This is a genomic window from Enterobacter sp. DSM 30060 (assembly GCF_013375955.1).
GTDB classification, from domain to species: domain Bacteria; phylum Pseudomonadota; class Gammaproteobacteria; order Enterobacterales; family Enterobacteriaceae; genus Enterobacter; species Enterobacter intestinihominis.
On record NZ_CP056118.1, the window covers coordinates 1,340,885 to 1,356,807 of the forward strand.

The following is a 15,923-nucleotide window of genomic DNA, read 5'->3' on the forward strand; positions in this document are numbered from 1 at the left end:
AAACGGTGCAGTTAATCCTCTCTGCTCCGCCCTACCCTCAGGTGAGAAATAAATCTTCCTTAAAGCATAGCCAACGTCGTGGGCCCTCCTGATAAAAAATAAGACATCTGCGTTTTACTCCATGTAGTACGCAAAAAAAGGGGGTGACATTCACCCCCGGTGTTTAACAAATTATTACGCCAGCTGGCGCAGCATGCGGCGCAGCGGCTCGGCGGCACCCCAAAGAAGCTGGTCGCCAACGGTGAACGCGGAGAGGTACTCCGGCCCCATGTTCAGCTTGCGCAGGCGGCCAACCGGGGTGGTCAGCGTGCCGGTAACGGCTGCCGGGGTCAGTTCGCGCATGGTGATATCGCGATCGTTTGGCACCACTTTCGCCCACGGGTTGTGCGCGGCCAGCAGCTCTTCCACGGTCGGAATAGACACATCTTTTTTCAGTTTAATGGTGAAAGCCTGGCTGTGGCAGCGCAGCGCGCCGATACGCACGCACAGACCGTCAACCGGAATGGTGTTCGCGGTGGCGAGGATTTTGTTGGTCTCAGCCTGGCCCTTCCACTCTTCGCGGGTCTGGCCGTTATCCAGCTGTTTGTCGATCCACGGGATCAGACCGCCGGCCAGCGGTACGCCAAAGTTATCCACCGGCAACTCGCCGCTGCGGGTGAGCTGAGTGACTTTACGCTCGATATCGAGGATCGCGGACGCCGGGTTTGCCAGCTCGGTCGCGACGCTCTGGTGCAGCTGGCCCATCTGGGTCAGCAGCTCGCGCATATGTCGCGCGCCGCCGCCGGACGCCGCCTGGTAGGTCGCTACGGAGACCCACTCCACCAGATCCTGTGCGAACAGGCCGCCGAGGGACATCAGCATCAGGCTGACGGTGCAGTTACCGCCAACAAACGTTTTCACGCCGTTGTTCAGGCCGTCGGTGATGACATCCTGGTTAACCGGGTCGAGAATGATGATGGCATCGTCTTTCATACGCAGCGAAGAGGCCGCGTCAATCCAGTAGCCCTGCCAGCCGCTTTCACGCAGCTTCGGATAAATTTCGTTGGTATAATCGCCGCCCTGGCAGGTCACAATAATGTCGAGTGCCTTCAGCGCTTCCAGATCGTAAGCATCCTGCAACGTGCCTGTGGTACCACCAAAGGACGGTGCAGCCTGGCCGAGCTGGGAAGTGGAGAAGAAGACCGGGCGGATGGCGTCGAAATCGCGCTCTTCAACCATGCGTTGCATGAGTACAGAGCCGACCATACCGCGCCAGCCGATAAAACCAACGTTTTTCATAGCATTTTTTTCCTGCAAGGGGTGTGTGCTGATTGTGCAAGCCAGTATTGAACTGGGATATGCTTCACATTACAAAATGCTGCCAAAGTCGCAAGCGAAATTAATCGATGATTGCCCGGCAATCAGAAAAAGTGCTAATCATCGCAATGACCACAATAAGTATCAGGGATAATTTAAGATGAGTGAAATCATTTCCGCAGCGGTTTTATTGATCCTGATTATGGATCCGCTCGGTAATCTGCCGATCTTCATGTCGGTGCTGAAGCACACCGAGCCGAAGCGCCGTCGGGCGATCATGATCCGCGAGCTGCTCATCGCCCTGCTGGTGATGTTTATCTTCCTGTTCGCCGGTGAAAAAATCCTCGCTTTCCTGAACTTACGTGCCGAAACGGTCTCCATTTCCGGCGGGATCATTTTGTTCCTGATTGCCATAAAGATGATTTTCCCGAGCGCGGAAGGCAGCAGCAGCGGCCTGCCTGCGGGTGAAGAACCGTTTATCGTGCCGCTGGCGATTCCGCTGGTCGCCGGGCCAACGATTCTGGCAACGCTGATGCTGTTGTCGCATCAGTATCCGAATCAGATGAGCCACCTGGTCATTGCCCTGCTGATCGCCTGGGGCGGGACATTTATTATCCTGTTGCAGTCATCGCTGTTCCTGCGCCTGCTGGGCGAGAAAGGGGTGAACGCCCTCGAGCGCCTGATGGGGCTGATTCTGGTGATGATGGCGACGCAGATGTTCCTGGATGGGATCCGGGCATGGATGAAAGGGTGAAGATGTAAAAAAGCCGGGTGGCGCTTACGCTTACCCGGCCTACGGGACCTGATTTTTTTGTAGGTCGGGTAAGCGTAAGCGCCACCCGACACACATACGGTCACTGAGATCTGGTGCCTCAATAATTCAAAATATTCATTCGTTTTGCGAGCCGCCTTCCAGAGCCTCTCTTGCCACCCCGCCCCCAACGCAGTATCTTCTTGCCGCGCCTGCTAAATCAGGCGTCAGGATTAGCCTCCTGAACTACCTCATCAGCGACACGAGTGTTATCGTGTCGTGCGCTTAGCTACACTTCAATGGTGGGCCAGGCGGGGGCGTCGCAAGACGCGCCGGTAGCTGATGAGGCCGGTAAGGCTAACCCTGTCTGGTTCCACCACCCGTGAGATTAGCCTCTCCAGTGGTGGATACACATTACTCATCAGAGGCGGTCATATGACTACTACCCCTAACTTTTCCCACGCTTTATTCACTACCCCGTTCGATCACACTACCGATTTCACCGAACTGGCAGACAACTGCGCGCAGTTTGTTGACGTGCTGGTTGAATGTGACGATCCAACCCAGAAGATGGCGCTGTGCGGACGGCTCTCAGCCTGCCTCGCCCTGCTCCAGCCAACGCTGCTTGAACCTGTTCCGGAATATTTAAAAGCCAGCCTGACGGTGGATGACCTGCCGCTGGACGTGCCGGTTTTTGAACCGGAGATCGATCAACTGGGGAGATACTGCCAGCTGCTAACGCAAATGCTGTTGGCTCGAACGCTCTCGGCGAGCGATGAAAGAGTCGCAGGAGATTTGTTGCAGGATTTAGTGGGGTTTTACAGTGAGACGCTGAAAGCGCCGCGCTGGTTGCGCACTCCTTTAGGTACGGTAGGCATTTGAAGCTTAAACTGGCTTTAACAGCAAAAAAACAACCCCGGGATCATTTTTATGATTCCGGGGTCGGTATCCTTTCGCTTTATATCGAAGAACTGGCACCACGACAAGGTGGGAGAAGAACTTTCAATTAGCTACGCTAGAAAGTATATCGGGCCATCTTTTGTATAGCAAGCAATACAAGGATATCCGATGGATGTACAACGTACATCCATCGGATATCCTTTTAACAAAAGCCAAATATGCCCATGAAAGCATTCAAAATGTAGAGATTAATCATCTGAAGATTTAGAATCTTATGCATTAAATTCAACAGATCAGAACTTCCATGCCTGAGTCCTATGATTACTCGGAACCAACCCGCTTACTTAGCCGTATTCGATTAAGTAGCTATACCACTTCGATGGCAACTCAAACTGATGCCCAGCTTTTAGGGGCATATTGTTGGAATCTTGCCATCGTCGGGGCATTTTATCCTCTTATTCAACTTGTTGAAGTAGCACTACGCAATGCGCTTCATCATGTAGCATCCTCCAAGTATCAAGGTGCTAACAACGAACATTGGTTTGGGATTGTTCCATGCAGGCAAGCTAATGATGAAAATGGCCAACCGATAACCGCAGAACAAGTGCGTAAGTTCCATGACTGCATAAAAAATGCAAAGAAGAGTGCTAAGCGCACGCTTGAAAGCAAAGGAATTGCGAGCCCCATACCAACCGTAGATCAGGTCATTTCTCAATGCGATTTTGCGACCTGGGAGTATCTCCTTGATAAGCATTTTTATGATGGTTCAGATAAAAATTTTCTTTGGCCACATGAGCTTACAAAAGTCTTTCGCAAACTTCCCAGAGTAGAGGAAACTAAAAACGCTATGTTTCATCAACGAGATGCGCTTCGTCGTCGCATTGAGGAAGTACGTTCGTTCAGAAACAGAATCTCTCACAATGAACCTGCGTGGATGACTGAAGGCGTGCAAAACAAGCAGGACATAATCGATCGCTTGATCGAGAAACTTGACCATATCATGGAGTTACTTTTCTGGATTTCACCAAAATTCAGGAAGTACGTCATGGATGTCGGTATCGAATCACGTGTCCGTCAGTTGATCTGTATGCGCGAGTTGAATCGATACATGCATTCTTATGAACGGTACGCTGTAGAGGATTTGCAGTTAATTGGCGAATTAGTATTGGAATCTAACAAAAATAACTATCGATGCTATTTTCATATAAACGGAGTGCCTGGCATTATCTCTCCAACCAATTCGTCTCTGTTACAATGAATAAGGGCTTCCATATGGAAGCCCTTTACTTTATCTATCAAAGGAATACGTTAGCTCAGCAGCGTAAACGCAATCATCCCGACAACCGCACCCGTCGTGCCGAGGATGGTTTCCATCAGCGTCCAGGTTTTCAGGGTTTGCGCTTCGGTTGCGCCGGTAAATTTACCGAACAGCCAGAAGCCTGCGTCGTTCACGTGAGAAACCACAATCGAACCGCCCGCGATACAGATAGAGAGCGCCGCCATCTGCGCGCCGGAGTAGTTCAGCTGTTCAATCACCGGCATCACCAGCCCCACCGCGGTTAAGCACGCCACGGTCGCGGAGCCCTGAATGATACGCACCGCCGCGGCCAGCACGAAGCAGGTGACCGCAATCGGCAGGCCCATCCCGGTCAGCGCTTCGCCCAGCGCCGGGCCAACGCCGGAATCCACCAGCACCTGCTTGAACACGCCGCCCGCCCCGATCACCAGCAGAATAATCCCCGCCGGTTGTAGCGCGGCACCGCATATCTCCATCACGCGATCTTTTGGCATGCCCTGACGCATCGCCAGCCCGTAAATCGCGACCAGACACGCCACCAGGATCGCAGTGAACGGATGGCCAATAAATTCGAACCATTCGTAAGCGGTTGACCCCACCGGCACAAAGCGGGCAGCGATGGTTTTCAGGCCCACCAGCACCAGCGGCAGCAGGATCAGTGACAGACTGAAGCCGAAGGACGGCATTTTGCCCTCGCCCAGGTGCGGCTCGGAGATGTCATCCGGAATGTGCAGCTCAACGTAACGGCTAATGAAGTTGCCCCACAGCGGACCGGCGATAATCATCCCCGGGATCGCCGCACACAGGCCAATCAGGATCATCCAGCCAAAGTCAGCATGCATCTGGGAAGCCAGCAGCATCGGCGCAGGCCCCGGCAGCAGAAACGCCGCCGCCGCCGCCACGCCCGCAAACAGCGGAATGACCAGCTTCACGAGGTTGGTACCGGTATGGCGTGCCATGGAGAACGCCACGCTAATCAGCAGCACCACCGCCACTTCAAAGAACAGCGGCAGCGCGCAAATCAGACCAGCCAGACCAATCGCGTAGTGCGCACGGCTGTGTCCGAAGGATTTCAGCATCTTGACGGCAATCTGATCGACCGCGCCCGTCTCGTGCAAAATCTTGCCAAACATCGCGCCGAGCGCGACTACGATGGCCAGGAAGCCGAGCGTGCCGCCCATCCCTTTTTCCATCGTCGCCGCAATTTTGTCGAGCGGCATTCCGGAAAAGAGACCGGCACCAATAGAAACCACCATCAAAGCAACGAAGGCGTGCATACGTGCCTTCATCACTAAAAACAGCAGCAGCAATACGGAACCCACTGCTGTCAAAACTAGCGTTAATGTACTCAAAACTTACTGCCTTTTATTAATAACCTCGATGGTGCTGGCAACAACACCTTCCAGCGGCTGATCGATATCAACCACTAAGACATCCTGTTCGTCAGCCCCCGGCTCCTGCAACGCTTCGAACTGCGTTACCAGCATCTGGGTTTTGAAGAAGTGGCCTTTACGCGCCTTCAGGCGGCTTTCAATTACCCCGAAATCGCCTTTCAGGTAGATGAAAGAGAGGTTCGGGTTGCCATCGCGCAGCAGGTCGCGATAGGTTTTTTTCAGCGCGGAACAGACTATCAGGGAGACTTTATTGGTGCGCTGCATCGCGAACGCGGCATCATTCAGCGCCTGCAACCAGGGTTTGCGGTCGTCGTCATTCAGCGGCTCGCCGGAAGCCATTTTCATGATGTTGCTGCGCGGATGGAGGAAGTCACCATCAAGAAACGCAGCCTGGAGTTGATGCGCCACTTCGCTCGCCACGGCAGATTTACCGCTACCGGACACGCCCATCAGGACGTAAACGTGGTGATCGTGATTAGTCGTGCTCAAAGGGTGTCCCTCAGTCAATTGTTACGGGTAACAGTTATCGGTAACATTGTCCTGCCGGGGCATAAGAGAAGCAATATCCAAACGTGCGCGAAGTGAATAAGTGTGAGCTACTTCAAATTTGTCGGATTAAATAGATCCACCCGGTGACAAGGTGAAACCTAAATCTAACATTTTAGGGGTAACTGCCTCACCACGAATGCGCGCCAGCAGGCGTTCTGCACCAATGCGGCCCATGCGTTCACGCGGGGTCAGGACGCTTGCCAGACGCGGCTCCATCACCTGGCCAATGTCGTGGCCGTGGAAGCCGGCAATCGCCATATCATCCGGGATTTTTAAACCCAGGCGCTGACACTCAAACGCGGCGCCGACCGCAAGGTCATCGTTGGTACAAAAAATACCGTCCAGTTGCGGATACTCGCGTCGCGCCTGACGCATCAGCTCAATACCCGACGTATAAGAGGAAGATTGCTCCACCATCACGCTGTACGGGGTTAAACCGGCGTCGAGCATCGCCTGCTCGTATCCCTTCTGTTTGATGATAGTACGTTCATCCAGACGCGCACCCAGATAGGCCACATGGCGATGACCGCGGGCGATGATCGCCGCCGTCATCTGACGCGCCGCTTCAAAGTTATCGAACCCCACGGCGATGTCGAGGCACGGCGACTGGCTGTCCATCAACTCCACCACCGGAATGCCTGCCACTTCAATCATTTTCAGCGTGCGCGGGGTGTGAGTACGTTCCGTTAAAATCAGGCCGTCAATGTTCCAGGAAAGCATCGATTCAAGACGTTCCTCTTCCAGTTCCGGCTTGTACCCATAGTGGGCGAGCATGGTCTGATAACCAAAGGCATCGGTCACGCTTTCGATGCCACGCAGCACTTCAGCGAAAACCTGGTTGGTTAAGGAAGGAAGCAGGACGCCCACCGCACGGCTGGTCGCATTGGAGAGAATATCGGGCGCGCGGTTGGGGATATAACCCAGTTCATCAAGGGCGGCGGCAATCTTGCCACGCAACGCCACGGAAACCTGCTCCGGGTTACGTAAAAAACGGCTGACCGTCATTTTGGTCACACCGACGCGATCGGCGACATCCTGAAGTACGGGGCGTTTCTTTTTCATCGTCCTGAGAAATCTTGAAGTGAGAGATTTGCTCAGTTTATCACGGACAAAGCTCAACCTTCCCCGTTTAAAGGGAAGGTTGAGAAATTATTTAGACCGGCGGCAGATCAAACAGCAGAATTTCACTTTCGCTGTCGGCATGCACGGAGAGCGCCTGCTCATCCCAGACTGCCAGGCCATCGGCGGTGGTGGCTTTGGTGCCATTGATGGACACCTCGCCTTTCACCACCTGGATCCACACGCGGCGGTTGGCGGCGATCTGGTGCACAGACTGCTCATCTTTCGCCAGCGCCCAGCGGTACAGCTCCATATCCTGATGCACTTTCAGGGAACCTTCACGCGCATCCGGGGAGAGCACCAGCTGTTTACCCTGTTTCGCATCGAAGCGGCGCTGTTCGTAGCGTGGCGTGATGCCAGTCTCTTCTGGAATGATCCAGATTTGATACAGGTGCAGTTTTTCCGTTTTGCTCGGGTTGTACTCAGAGTGACGCACCCCGGTCCCCGCGCTCATAATCTGGAACTCGCCCGCCGGAACCTGCTCTTTATTGCCCATGCTGTCCTGGTGCTCAACCGCCCCTTCCAGCACATAGGTCAGGATTTCCATGTCCTTGTGCGGGTGGGTACCGAAGCCCTGGCCTGCATCAATCACGTCGTCGTTAATGACGCGCAGCGCGGAGAAGCCCATGAAGTTCGGGTCGTAGTAGTCGGCAAACGAGAATGAATGCCATGAGTCCAGCCAGCCATGATTCGCATGACCACGTTCGTTTGCTTTGCGTAAGTAGATCATTGTTTTCACCCTCAGTTCGTTTCGATGGAGTAAGTGTGGACGCAAACGCTCAGGGATCATAGAGGGTGAAAATTGACTCCTCTGTTCAAAAATTTAGAACAAGCACAAAGGAGCCATTTTTGCTTATCTGGCGAGGGTTACCGTGGCAGGGGAAGCCTGTTCGAAGGCCCGTTCAAGGATTTCCAGGTTCGTCAGAACGTCAGATTCCTTGACGTAATTCGGCGTGCCGCTGGAGAGGGTTTCATACAGCGCATCGTAGACGCGTCCATAATCGCCCGTTTCCGGCTTCAGCTCTTCCCTGACCGTCAGGCCCTCGTCGTTCACGTACTCCAGCACGCCCACGGAATCATCTGCCGCAAAGCCCGGTTCGCCCGGCATGATGTTGGCCTTCAGGCTGGTCTCCTGCTGGTCGATGCCGTACTTGATAAAGGAGCCTTTCTTGCCGTGAACGATAAATTTCGGGTAGTCGATTTTCACCAGATGGCTGGTTTTGACGATGGCTTTGAGATCGCCGTAGAACAGCTGTGCTTCGAAGGTATCGTCCGGATTGGCCTTATTGCGCAGGCTGCGGATGTCGTACGCCACGTGGTCCGGGCGGCCAAACAGGGAGATGAACTGGTCCATGGTGTGTACGCCCAGACCGTAGAACGAACCGTCCTGCGGCAGGCCGGGTTTGGTTTCTGCCACCGGGCGGTAGTAATCGAAGTGGCTTTCGATTTCAACGATCTCGCCGAGCTTGCCGCTTTCAATTGCCTTTTTTGCCGTCAGGAAGCAGCTGTCAAAGCGACGGTTCTGGTACGGCGTGACGGTCAGGCCTTTGCTTTTTGCCAGCGCAAAGAGTTCCTTCGCTTCGGCGATGGTCGGGGTGAACGGTTTTTCCACCAGCACGTTTTTACCCGCTTCCAACGCGCGTTTCGCGTAGTCAAAGTGGCTGTCGGCGTGGGTACAGACCACCACCAGCTTCACCTGCGAATCATTTAACACTTCATCAAGATCGCTGGTGAAATGAATATGGGAATACTGCGGAGACTGCTCTTCTGGCTTCGCGCGGCGGCGATAGATATGGGCCACGTGCCAGGTCTCTTTTCGGTTAAGAACATACGGAAGGTGGTAACGCGTGGTGCTTTTGCCAAATCCAATAAATGCACAATGTAGTGTCATGGCTCAGTCCTTTTGGAAGGTTACTGAGTCTAACCATAACAAAAAAAAGCCAGCGAGAAGCTGGCTAAAGTAATACTGGAAGCAATGTGAGCAATGTCGTGCTTTCAGGTTCCCGTAGGAGGTCTTCCTGAATGCAGAGCAATAATAATCATTCTCATTCGCACTTGTCCAACACTTTTTGCAAAAAATAGCGATTGACTCAACTTTTAAAGTCACTGATGTTGGAAGGGACTTTTAACTGACTGAGGAACAAGGAATGAGTGAGATAGTGATACGCCACGCTGAACCGAAAGATTACGACGCCATTCGTCAGATCCACGCCCAGCCGGAGGTGTACCACAACACGCTACAGGTTCCTCATCCCTCAGAGCAGATGTGGCATGACCGGCTAACCGATCAGCCCGGTATCAAGCAGCTTGTCGCCTGTATTGATGATACCGTCGCCGGGCATCTGTGCATTGCCGTAGCCCAGCGTCCGCGCCGCAGCCACGTTGCCGATTTTGGAATTTGTGTGGGTGCGCAGTGGCAAAACCGGGGCGTCGCCAGCGCGCTGATACGCACCATGATTGATATGTGCGACAACTGGCTGCGCGTCGACCGCATCGAGTTAACGGTGTTTGTCGATAACGCACCGGCAATCGCGGTGTACAAAAAGCACGGGTTTGAGATTGAAGGCACCGGCAGGCGCTACGCCCTGCGCAACGGCGAGTACGTGGACGCGTATTATATGGCGCGGATGAAGTAACCCCTCACCCCGAAGGGGCGAGGGAGAAAAGACCGCACCGTGCAATCCCCTCTCCCCTATGGGGAGAGGGTTAGGTGAGAGGAGCCCTCAATACCCCGCCGTTAAATCATCCACCGACCGTGGGTCCGACGCGCCAAACAGGGCACCGTCCGGCCCGACCATAATGCTCTGGGTGCTGCCCATCGCCTCCTTCACCGCCACCTTCTGCCCGCGCTGCTCAAGCAGCTTGAGGGTATCCGGGCTAAAGCCCTTCTCCACGCGCAACTCGTCCGGCAGCCACTGGTGATGGAAACGCGGCGCATTGGTCGCTTCGGCGACGTTCATCCCAAAGTCGATGCTGTTCACTACCATTTGCAGCACGGTGGTGATAATCCGGCTCCCGCCCGGGCTGCCGGTCACCAGCCAGGTTTTGCCGTCTTTCACCACGATGGTGGGCGACATGGACGACAGCGGGCGCTTCTTCGGCCCGACCGCATTTGCATCGCCGCCGACCAGCCCGTAGACGTTCGGCACGCCCGGCTTGGCCGAGAAATCATCCATCTCGTTGTTCAGCAAAATACCGCTACTGCCCGCCACAATCCCGGTGCCGAAGGTGGTGTTAAGCGTGTAGGTCACCGCCACCGCGTTTCCGTCTTTGTCCACGACCGAGAAGTGGGTGGTCTGGTTACTTTCATACGGCGCCAGCTTGCCCGGGCGGATCTCGCTGGACGGTTTAGCCTTGTTGATGTCGATCTCATCGGCAATCGATTTGGCATAGGCTTTGTTGGTCAGCGCCTGCCACGGCACCTTCACGAAATCCGGATCGCCAAGATATTCCGAGCGGTCCGCGTAGGCGCGCTTTTCCGCCTCCGCCATCACCTGCATGGCATCGGCACTACCGAAGCCGAACTTGTGCATATCGAAGTTTTCCAGAATATTGAGGATCTGCACAATGTGAATGCCCCCGGAGGACGGCGGCGGCATGGAGAAGACCTCGTAGCCGCGATAGGTGCCGCTAATCGGCTCGCGCTCCACCGCCTTATATTCCGCCAGATCCGCTTTGGTGATCAGCCCGCCGTTCTTCTGCATCTCGTCGGCAATTTGATCGGCAATCGGCCCCTTATAGAAGGCGTCCGGACCGTTTTCGGCAATCAGTTCGAGACTTTTTGCGAGGTTCTTCTGCACCAGCTTATCGCCCTTTTTCAGCGGCTCGCCGTCTTTCCAGAAGATAGCCTTGCTGTTTTCATGATTGGGAATAACTTCGCTGCCGTAGGTTTTGAGGTCGTCCGCCAGCGCGTCGTTGACGACGAAGCCGTCGCGCGCCAGCCTGATGGCAGGCTGTACCACTTTATTCAGCGGCAGCGTGCCGTATTTTTCCAGCGCCAGCGAGAACCCCGCAACGGTGCCCGGCGTGCCGGAGGCAAGGTGCGAGGTCAGGGATTTTTTACTGTCCGGATTGCTCTGATCGTCGAGGAACATATCGCGGGAGGCCTGATTCGGTGCCATCTCACGAAAGTCGATGGCCGTAGTTTTACCGTCTTTCGTGCGCAGCATCATAAACCCGCCGCCGCCCAGGTTCCCCGCCTGTGGATGCGTCACCGCCAGCGCGTACCCGACCGCGACCGCCGCATCCACCGCGTTACCGCCCTGTTTAAGAATATCGACGCCCACCTGAGTTGCCAGCGCGTCAACCGAGGCCACCATGCCGTGCGTCGCCCGCTCGGGATGAAAAACATCCTCCTCCACGCCGTAAGAGACCGGAGGAGCGGCGGGCGGGTTGGCCGCCACGGTAAATGTGCCGCCTGCCATCAGCGCAGCGATGGCGACCCAGCGCAAAAAGGTTGGTTTCATCATTATTGTTCTCCAGGTGAAGGGGCCTATATTCCCCGCTTAAGCCTGGTTCACAACTCTTAAAAAATCATCGTTATGCCGGAATCAGGATAAACTTAAGAGAAGCCTCAAAGGAGGAGATAACCATGAAACGATTACCGATCCTGATCGCGCTGCTTCCGTTCGCCGCGCTCGCACAGCCGATAAACACGCTGAACAACCCGAACCAGCAGGGCTATGTCATTCCGAGCCAGCAGCGTATGCAGACGGAGATGATGAGCCAGCAACAGCAGCAGAAAGGGATGCTTAATCAGCAGTTAAAGACGCAGACCCAGGTGCAGCAACAGCACCTGCAAAACCAGATGAACGCTAATACCCAGCGCGTGCAGCAGGGCCAGATGCGCGAGCAGCCGCTGTCAAACTCAAACGGTGGGATGTTAGGGGGCGGGGTGTCGCAAAGCAGCGGTCAGCAGCATATGCTGCCGACCCAGCAGAACGGCAGTATGCTTAATAAATAAAGTTCGGCCCGATCTGGTCAATCGCATCGGTACAGATGCTGTCCACGCCCCAGCGCAGCAGCTCGGCCGCACGCTGGGGTTTGTTGACGGTGTAGACCAGGATATGCAGACCGGCCTCTTTTAACAGCATCACGCGCGCTTCATCCAGCAGCTTATGGTTGAGGTGGATCGACACGCAACCTAAGCGGGAAGTCAGCGCGCGCCAGTCTTCTCGCCACTCATCCAGCAGCAGCCCGCGCGGCAGCTCTGGTACGGCCGCCTGTGCCGCTTCCAGCGCGTCGATGTCAAACGACGACAGCAGCGGTACCGTCATCCCTTCCCACAGCTCACGCGCGGCCAGCGCGATGACTTTGCCCGTCAGCGGCCCGGTGCCGGTGGTCGGTTTGATTTCGATGTTGGCCATCATGCCGTGCTGGCGGCAGCGGTCCGCCACTTCCGCCAGCAGCGGCAGCGGTTCACCTTTGAATTCCCCGCTGAACCAGCTTCCGGCATCCACCTTCAGCAGATCGCGCCACGGCAGTTCGCCCGCCACGCCCCAGCCGTTGCTGGTGCGTTCAAGGTTGTCGTCATGCAGCAGGAAAATTTCGCCGTCCTTCGACAGCTTGGCATCGAACTCGATCATCGTGTGGCCGTAGCGCGCGCCAGCGTCAATTGCCGCCAGGGTGTTTTCCGGCGCCAGTTTACCGCCGCCACGGTGGGCGACAATGTGGGGGTAAGGCCAGTTGCTCATACTCGTTGTCCTGTTTCACCGTCAAATAAGTGCAGGTGATTTTCCGGCATATGCAGCCACAGCGTGCTGCCTGCCTTCGGGCGCTCCTGATGCGGCAGGCGCACCACCAGCTTTTGTTCGCCCCAGCGTCCGTGCGCCAGGTTGTCTGCGCCCAGCATCTCCAGCGTGTCCATCACCAGCGGCACGCCGCCGTCCGCCTGAGACGTCAAACCAATATGCTCCGGGCGGATACCGAGCGTCATCTTACGCCCGGCGTAGCCACGATAGTACCAGTTGATCGGCAACGCCATCCCGCTTTCCAGCTCAAAATGGGTTCCTGCAGCATTGATCCGCCCGTCCAGCAGGTTCATCGCCGGGCTGCCGATAAAGCTCGCCACAAAACGGCTGGCCGGTTTTTCGTAGACTTCCACCGGGGTGCCAATCTGCTCGGCGATGCCTTTGTTCATCACCATCACGCGCTGGGCGAGAGTCATGGCCTCTACCTGATCGTGGGTCACGTAGAGGGACGTGGTTTTCAGGCGGCGATGCAGCTGCTGTAGCTCAAGGCGCATCTGCACGCGCAGCTTGGCGTCGAGGTTTGACAGCGGTTCGTCGAACAGAAAGACTGCCGGGTCGCGCACGATGGCGCGCCCCATCGCCACGCGCTGACGTTGGCCGCCGGAAAGCTCACGCGGGCGACGCTTGAGCAGGCCGTCCAGCTCCAGAATGCGCGCGGCTTCTTTCACGCGCTCCTCGATATGGCCTTTGCCCATGCCGCGAATTTTCAGCCCCCAGGCCATGTTCTCTTCCACGCTCATGTGCGGATAGAGAGCGTAGTTCTGGAACACCATCGCGATGCCGCGATCTTTGGGTTCCATCTCGGTAACGCGCTGGCGGTCAATCCAGATATCCCCGGACGTCACGCGTTCCAGCCCCGCCACCATGCGCAGCAGCGTGGATTTCCCACAGCCGGACGGACCGACCATGACGATAAATTCCCCGTCCGCCACGTCGAGCGTCAGCGGCTGAATGACCTGGGTTTTGCCGTCCCAGCTTTTGGTTACTGCCTGTAATTTTAAACCTGCCATCTTATTTCTCGCTATCGACCAGGCCGCGGACAAACGCGCGCTGCATGGCTAAAACAATGACTACGGGTGGGATAAGGGTGAGCAGCATCGCCGCCATCACCTGGTTCCAGAGGGTGGTGCCTTCGCCGGTGGCGATCATGCCTTTGATGCCTGCCACGGCGGTGCCGAGGTTGACGTCCTGAACGATCAGCAGCGGCCACAGGTACTGGTTCCAGCCGTAGATAAAGGTGATCACAAACAGCGCCGCAAGGTTGGTTTTCGACAGCGGCAGCACGATGTCGCGGAAGAAGCGCATCGGCGAGGCGCCGTCAATACGCGCGGCTTCAATCAGCTCATCCGGCAGGGTCATAAAGAACTGGCGGAACAGGAAGGTGGCGGTCGCCGAGGCCATCAGCGGCAGGGTTAAGCCCGCGTAGCTGTCGAGCATCTTCAGGTTGGCGATCACCTCCACCGTCGGGAAGATACGCACCTCCACAGGCAGCATCAGAGTGATGAAAATCATCCAGAAAAACAGGTTACGCAGCGGAAAGCGGAACCAGACGATGGCGAAGGCCGAAAGCATCGACACCGTGATTTTGCCGATGGTGATGCCGAACGCCATGATGAAACTGTTGAGCATCATCAGCCAGAACGGCGCGCTGTTGGCCCCCACGCCCTGGGTCCAGATAGTTTTCATGTTCTCGAAAAGATGCCCGCCGGGGACGAGCGTCATCGGCGTGTCGAACACCGCCCTGGTGTCCAGCGTGGCGGCGACAAACGCCACGTACAGCGGAAACAGGATGACGAGAATGCCCAGAATCAGCAGGGTATGGCTGAAAATCGTCAGCCCGCGACGGTTCTCAATCATTGGTAGCGCACCTTACTTTCGACATAGCGGAACTGCACCACCGTGAGGATGATGACGAGGAACATCAGCACCACGGACTGGGCGGCAGAGGCAGAGAGATCAAGCCCGGCAAAGCCTTCGCGGTAAATTTTATAAATCAGCGTGGTCGTCGCCTGTACCGGACCGCCCGCAGTGGCGGCGTCGATCACCGGGAAGGTGTCGAAGAAGGCGTACACCAGGTTGACCACCAGCAGGAAGAAACTCACCGGGGCGATCAGCGGCAGCGACAGCCGGAAGAAGCGACGAACGGGCCCTGCGCCGTCAATCGCGGCGGCCTCCACCAGCGAACGCGGGATAGACTGTAGCGCGGCGAAGAAAAACAGGAAGTTGTAGCTGATCTGCTTCCACACCGAGGCGAACACCACCAGGAACATGGCCTGACCGCTGTTCTGGGCGTGGTTCCAGTCATAGCCAAACTCGCCCAGGAAGTGGGTAATCAGCCCGCGCCCCGGGTTAAACAGGAAGATCCACAGCACGGCGGCCACGGCGGGAGCCACAGCGTAAGGCAGCAGCATCAGGGTCTGATACAGACGGCTGCCGCGCACTACGTAATCCACCAGCGCGGCGAAGAACAGCGACGCGACAAGACCGCTGACGGTGACCAGCGCGCTGAATTTGATCGTCGTCCAGAAGGAGTCCAGGTAGTAGCTGTCATGGAACAGCGCGGTAAAGTTGTCCAGCCCGACAAACTGGCTGGAAAGCCCGAACGGATCGACGCTTTGTACCGAGTACCACAGCGCTTCGCCCGCAGGCCAGATAAAGAAGATTACGGTGATGACCAGCTGCGGCGCGACCAGCAGGTACGGCAGCCAGCGGGAACGGAACACCGGACGGGATGATGACATAGGTTAGCTCAAGTAGGTTTTCGCCCCTCACCCCGGCCCTCTCCCCATAGGGGCGAGGGAGAAAAGACGGCTCCGTGCAGTCCCCTCTCCCCTATGGGGAGAGGGTTAGGGTGAGGGGTAAGATTT

At 56.1% G+C, this 15,923-nt stretch carries 16 protein-coding genes; 5 read left to right on the forward strand and 11 right to left on the reverse strand.

Features of this window, described 5'->3' with window-relative positions; all coding sequences use genetic code 11:
* Positions 1-174 precede the first annotated feature (174 nt).
* On the reverse strand, positions 175-1,278 hold the full coding sequence (asd, locus tag HWQ15_RS06420) for an aspartate-semialdehyde dehydrogenase (RefSeq protein WP_022649649.1): 1,104 nt from the start codon (positions 1,276-1,278) through the stop codon (positions 175-177).
* A gap of 178 nt (positions 1,279-1,456) precedes the next feature.
* Between asd and yhgN the strand changes: the two genes are divergently transcribed.
* The 3 genes from yhgN (at position 1,457) to HWQ15_RS06440 (ending at position 4,205) form a co-directional block, all read left to right on the forward strand.
* Positions 1,457-2,050: an NAAT family transporter YhgN gene (yhgN, locus tag HWQ15_RS06425; RefSeq protein ID WP_003861574.1), complete on the forward strand. Its 594-nt coding sequence runs from the start codon at positions 1,457-1,459 to the stop codon at positions 2,048-2,050.
* Between the two features lie 432 nt (positions 2,051-2,482).
* A complete protein-coding gene (locus HWQ15_RS06435) occupies positions 2,483-2,929 on the forward strand; it encodes a hypothetical protein (RefSeq protein WP_045308769.1) in 447 nt (148 codons plus the stop codon).
* A 397-nt stretch (positions 2,930-3,326) separates the two neighbouring features.
* The gene (locus tag HWQ15_RS06440) at positions 3,327-4,205 is read left to right on the forward strand and encodes an Abi family protein (protein ID WP_063216068.1); all 879 of its coding nucleotides are present in this window, start codon (positions 3,327-3,329) and stop codon (positions 4,203-4,205) included.
* A gap of 50 nt (positions 4,206-4,255) precedes the next feature.
* On the opposite strand, the gene gntU is transcribed toward HWQ15_RS06440, so the two are convergent.
* From gntU to HWQ15_RS06465, 5 genes are all read right to left on the reverse strand, one after another.
* Positions 4,256-5,596, reverse strand: coding sequence for a gluconate transporter (gntU, locus tag HWQ15_RS06445; protein ID WP_017693851.1), 1,341 nt, complete (start codon positions 5,594-5,596; stop codon positions 4,256-4,258).
* Positions 5,597-5,599: 3 nt separating this feature from the next.
* Complete coding sequence (gntK, locus tag HWQ15_RS06450) at positions 5,600-6,127, reverse strand: gluconokinase (RefSeq protein ID WP_003861569.1); 528 nt, start codon at positions 6,125-6,127, stop codon at positions 5,600-5,602.
* A gap of 126 nt (positions 6,128-6,253) precedes the next feature.
* Positions 6,254-7,249 carry a gluconate operon transcriptional repressor GntR gene (gene gntR / locus HWQ15_RS06455; protein WP_003861567.1) on the reverse strand — a complete coding sequence of 332 codons (996 nt, stop codon included), beginning with the start codon at positions 7,247-7,249 and terminating at the stop codon, positions 6,254-6,256.
* 91 nt (positions 7,250-7,340) lie between these two features.
* Positions 7,341-8,036, reverse strand: coding sequence for a pirin family protein (locus HWQ15_RS06460; RefSeq protein ID WP_003861565.1), 696 nt, complete (start codon positions 8,034-8,036; stop codon positions 7,341-7,343).
* Positions 8,037-8,159: 123 nt separating this feature from the next.
* The gene (locus HWQ15_RS06465; RefSeq protein ID WP_063149284.1) at positions 8,160-9,197 is read right to left on the reverse strand and encodes an oxidoreductase; all 1,038 of its coding nucleotides are present in this window, start codon (positions 9,195-9,197) and stop codon (positions 8,160-8,162) included.
* A 256-nt stretch (positions 9,198-9,453) separates the two neighbouring features.
* Here HWQ15_RS06465 and yhhY point away from each other — a divergent pair, with 256 nt between their 5' ends.
* Positions 9,454-9,942, forward strand: coding sequence for an N-acetyltransferase (gene yhhY / locus HWQ15_RS06470; protein WP_023298796.1), 489 nt, complete (start codon positions 9,454-9,456; stop codon positions 9,940-9,942).
* 87 nt (positions 9,943-10,029) lie between these two features.
* Here yhhY and ggt read toward each other — a convergent pair whose 3' ends face one another.
* Positions 10,030-11,775, reverse strand: a complete 1,746-nt coding sequence (gene ggt / locus HWQ15_RS06475; RefSeq protein WP_074143565.1) for a gamma-glutamyltransferase — start codon at positions 11,773-11,775, stop codon at positions 10,030-10,032.
* 122 nt (positions 11,776-11,897) lie between these two features.
* On the opposite strand from ggt, the gene HWQ15_RS06480 reads away from it, so the two are divergent.
* On the forward strand, positions 11,898-12,269 hold the full coding sequence (locus HWQ15_RS06480) for a DUF2756 family protein (RefSeq protein WP_023298798.1): 372 nt from the start codon (positions 11,898-11,900) through the stop codon (positions 12,267-12,269).
* On the opposite strand, the gene ugpQ is transcribed toward HWQ15_RS06480, so the two are convergent.
* From ugpQ to ugpA, 4 genes are read right to left on the reverse strand one after another with little or no spacing between them, the layout of a single operon-like run.
* Positions 12,259-12,999, reverse strand: coding sequence for a glycerophosphodiester phosphodiesterase (gene ugpQ, locus HWQ15_RS06485; RefSeq protein WP_063149283.1), 741 nt, complete (start codon positions 12,997-12,999; stop codon positions 12,259-12,261). The genes HWQ15_RS06480 and ugpQ overlap by 11 nt on opposite strands.
* Complete coding sequence (locus HWQ15_RS06490) at positions 12,996-14,066, reverse strand: sn-glycerol-3-phosphate import ATP-binding protein UgpC (RefSeq protein WP_022649656.1); 1,071 nt, start codon at positions 14,064-14,066, stop codon at positions 12,996-12,998. The genes ugpQ and HWQ15_RS06490 overlap by 4 nt, the downstream gene beginning before the upstream one ends.
* A 1-nt stretch (position 14,067) precedes the next feature.
* Positions 14,068-14,913 (reverse strand): sn-glycerol-3-phosphate ABC transporter permease UgpE, encoded by an 846-nt coding sequence (ugpE, locus tag HWQ15_RS06495; RefSeq protein WP_063149282.1) that lies wholly within the window; start codon positions 14,911-14,913, stop codon positions 14,068-14,070.
* Positions 14,910-15,797, reverse strand: coding sequence for a sn-glycerol-3-phosphate ABC transporter permease UgpA (gene ugpA / locus HWQ15_RS06500; RefSeq protein WP_003861551.1), 888 nt, complete (start codon positions 15,795-15,797; stop codon positions 14,910-14,912). Before ugpA ends, ugpE begins: the two co-directional genes overlap by 4 nt.
* Between the last annotated feature and the right edge of the window lie 126 nt (positions 15,798-15,923).

Excerpts from the sequence above, each read along its gene's own strand:
- asd (WP_022649649.1), bottom strand. The coding sequence starts at position 1,278 with ATGAAAAACGTTGGTTTTATCGGCTGGCGCGGTATGGTCGGCTCTGTA.
- HWQ15_RS06435 (WP_045308769.1), top strand. The coding sequence starts at position 2,483 with ATGACTACTACCCCTAACTTTTCCCACGCTTTATTCACTACCCCGTTC.
- ugpQ (WP_063149283.1), bottom strand. The coding sequence starts at position 12,999 with ATGAGCAACTGGCCTTACCCCCACATTGTCGCCCACCGTGGCGGCGGT.
- HWQ15_RS06465 (WP_063149284.1), bottom strand. The coding sequence starts at position 9,197 with ATGACACTACATTGTGCATTTATTGGATTTGGCAAAAGCACCACGCGT.
- gntR (WP_003861567.1), bottom strand. The coding sequence starts at position 7,249 with ATGAAAAAGAAACGCCCCGTACTTCAGGATGTCGCCGATCGCGTCGGT.
- HWQ15_RS06480 (WP_023298798.1), top strand. The coding sequence starts at position 11,898 with ATGAAACGATTACCGATCCTGATCGCGCTGCTTCCGTTCGCCGCGCTC.
- yhgN (WP_003861574.1), top strand. The coding sequence starts at position 1,457 with ATGAGTGAAATCATTTCCGCAGCGGTTTTATTGATCCTGATTATGGAT.
- HWQ15_RS06440 (WP_063216068.1), top strand. The coding sequence starts at position 3,327 with ATGGCAACTCAAACTGATGCCCAGCTTTTAGGGGCATATTGTTGGAAT.
- ugpA (WP_003861551.1), bottom strand. The coding sequence starts at position 15,797 with ATGTCATCATCCCGTCCGGTGTTCCGTTCCCGCTGGCTGCCGTACCTG.
- yhhY (WP_023298796.1), top strand. The coding sequence starts at position 9,454 with ATGAGTGAGATAGTGATACGCCACGCTGAACCGAAAGATTACGACGCC.
- HWQ15_RS06490 (WP_022649656.1), bottom strand. The coding sequence starts at position 14,066 with ATGGCAGGTTTAAAATTACAGGCAGTAACCAAAAGCTGGGACGGCAAA.
- ggt (WP_074143565.1), bottom strand. The coding sequence starts at position 11,775 with ATGATGAAACCAACCTTTTTGCGCTGGGTCGCCATCGCTGCGCTGATG.
- ugpE (WP_063149282.1), bottom strand. The coding sequence starts at position 14,913 with ATGATTGAGAACCGTCGCGGGCTGACGATTTTCAGCCATACCCTGCTG.
- HWQ15_RS06460 (WP_003861565.1), bottom strand. The coding sequence starts at position 8,036 with ATGATCTACTTACGCAAAGCAAACGAACGTGGTCATGCGAATCATGGC.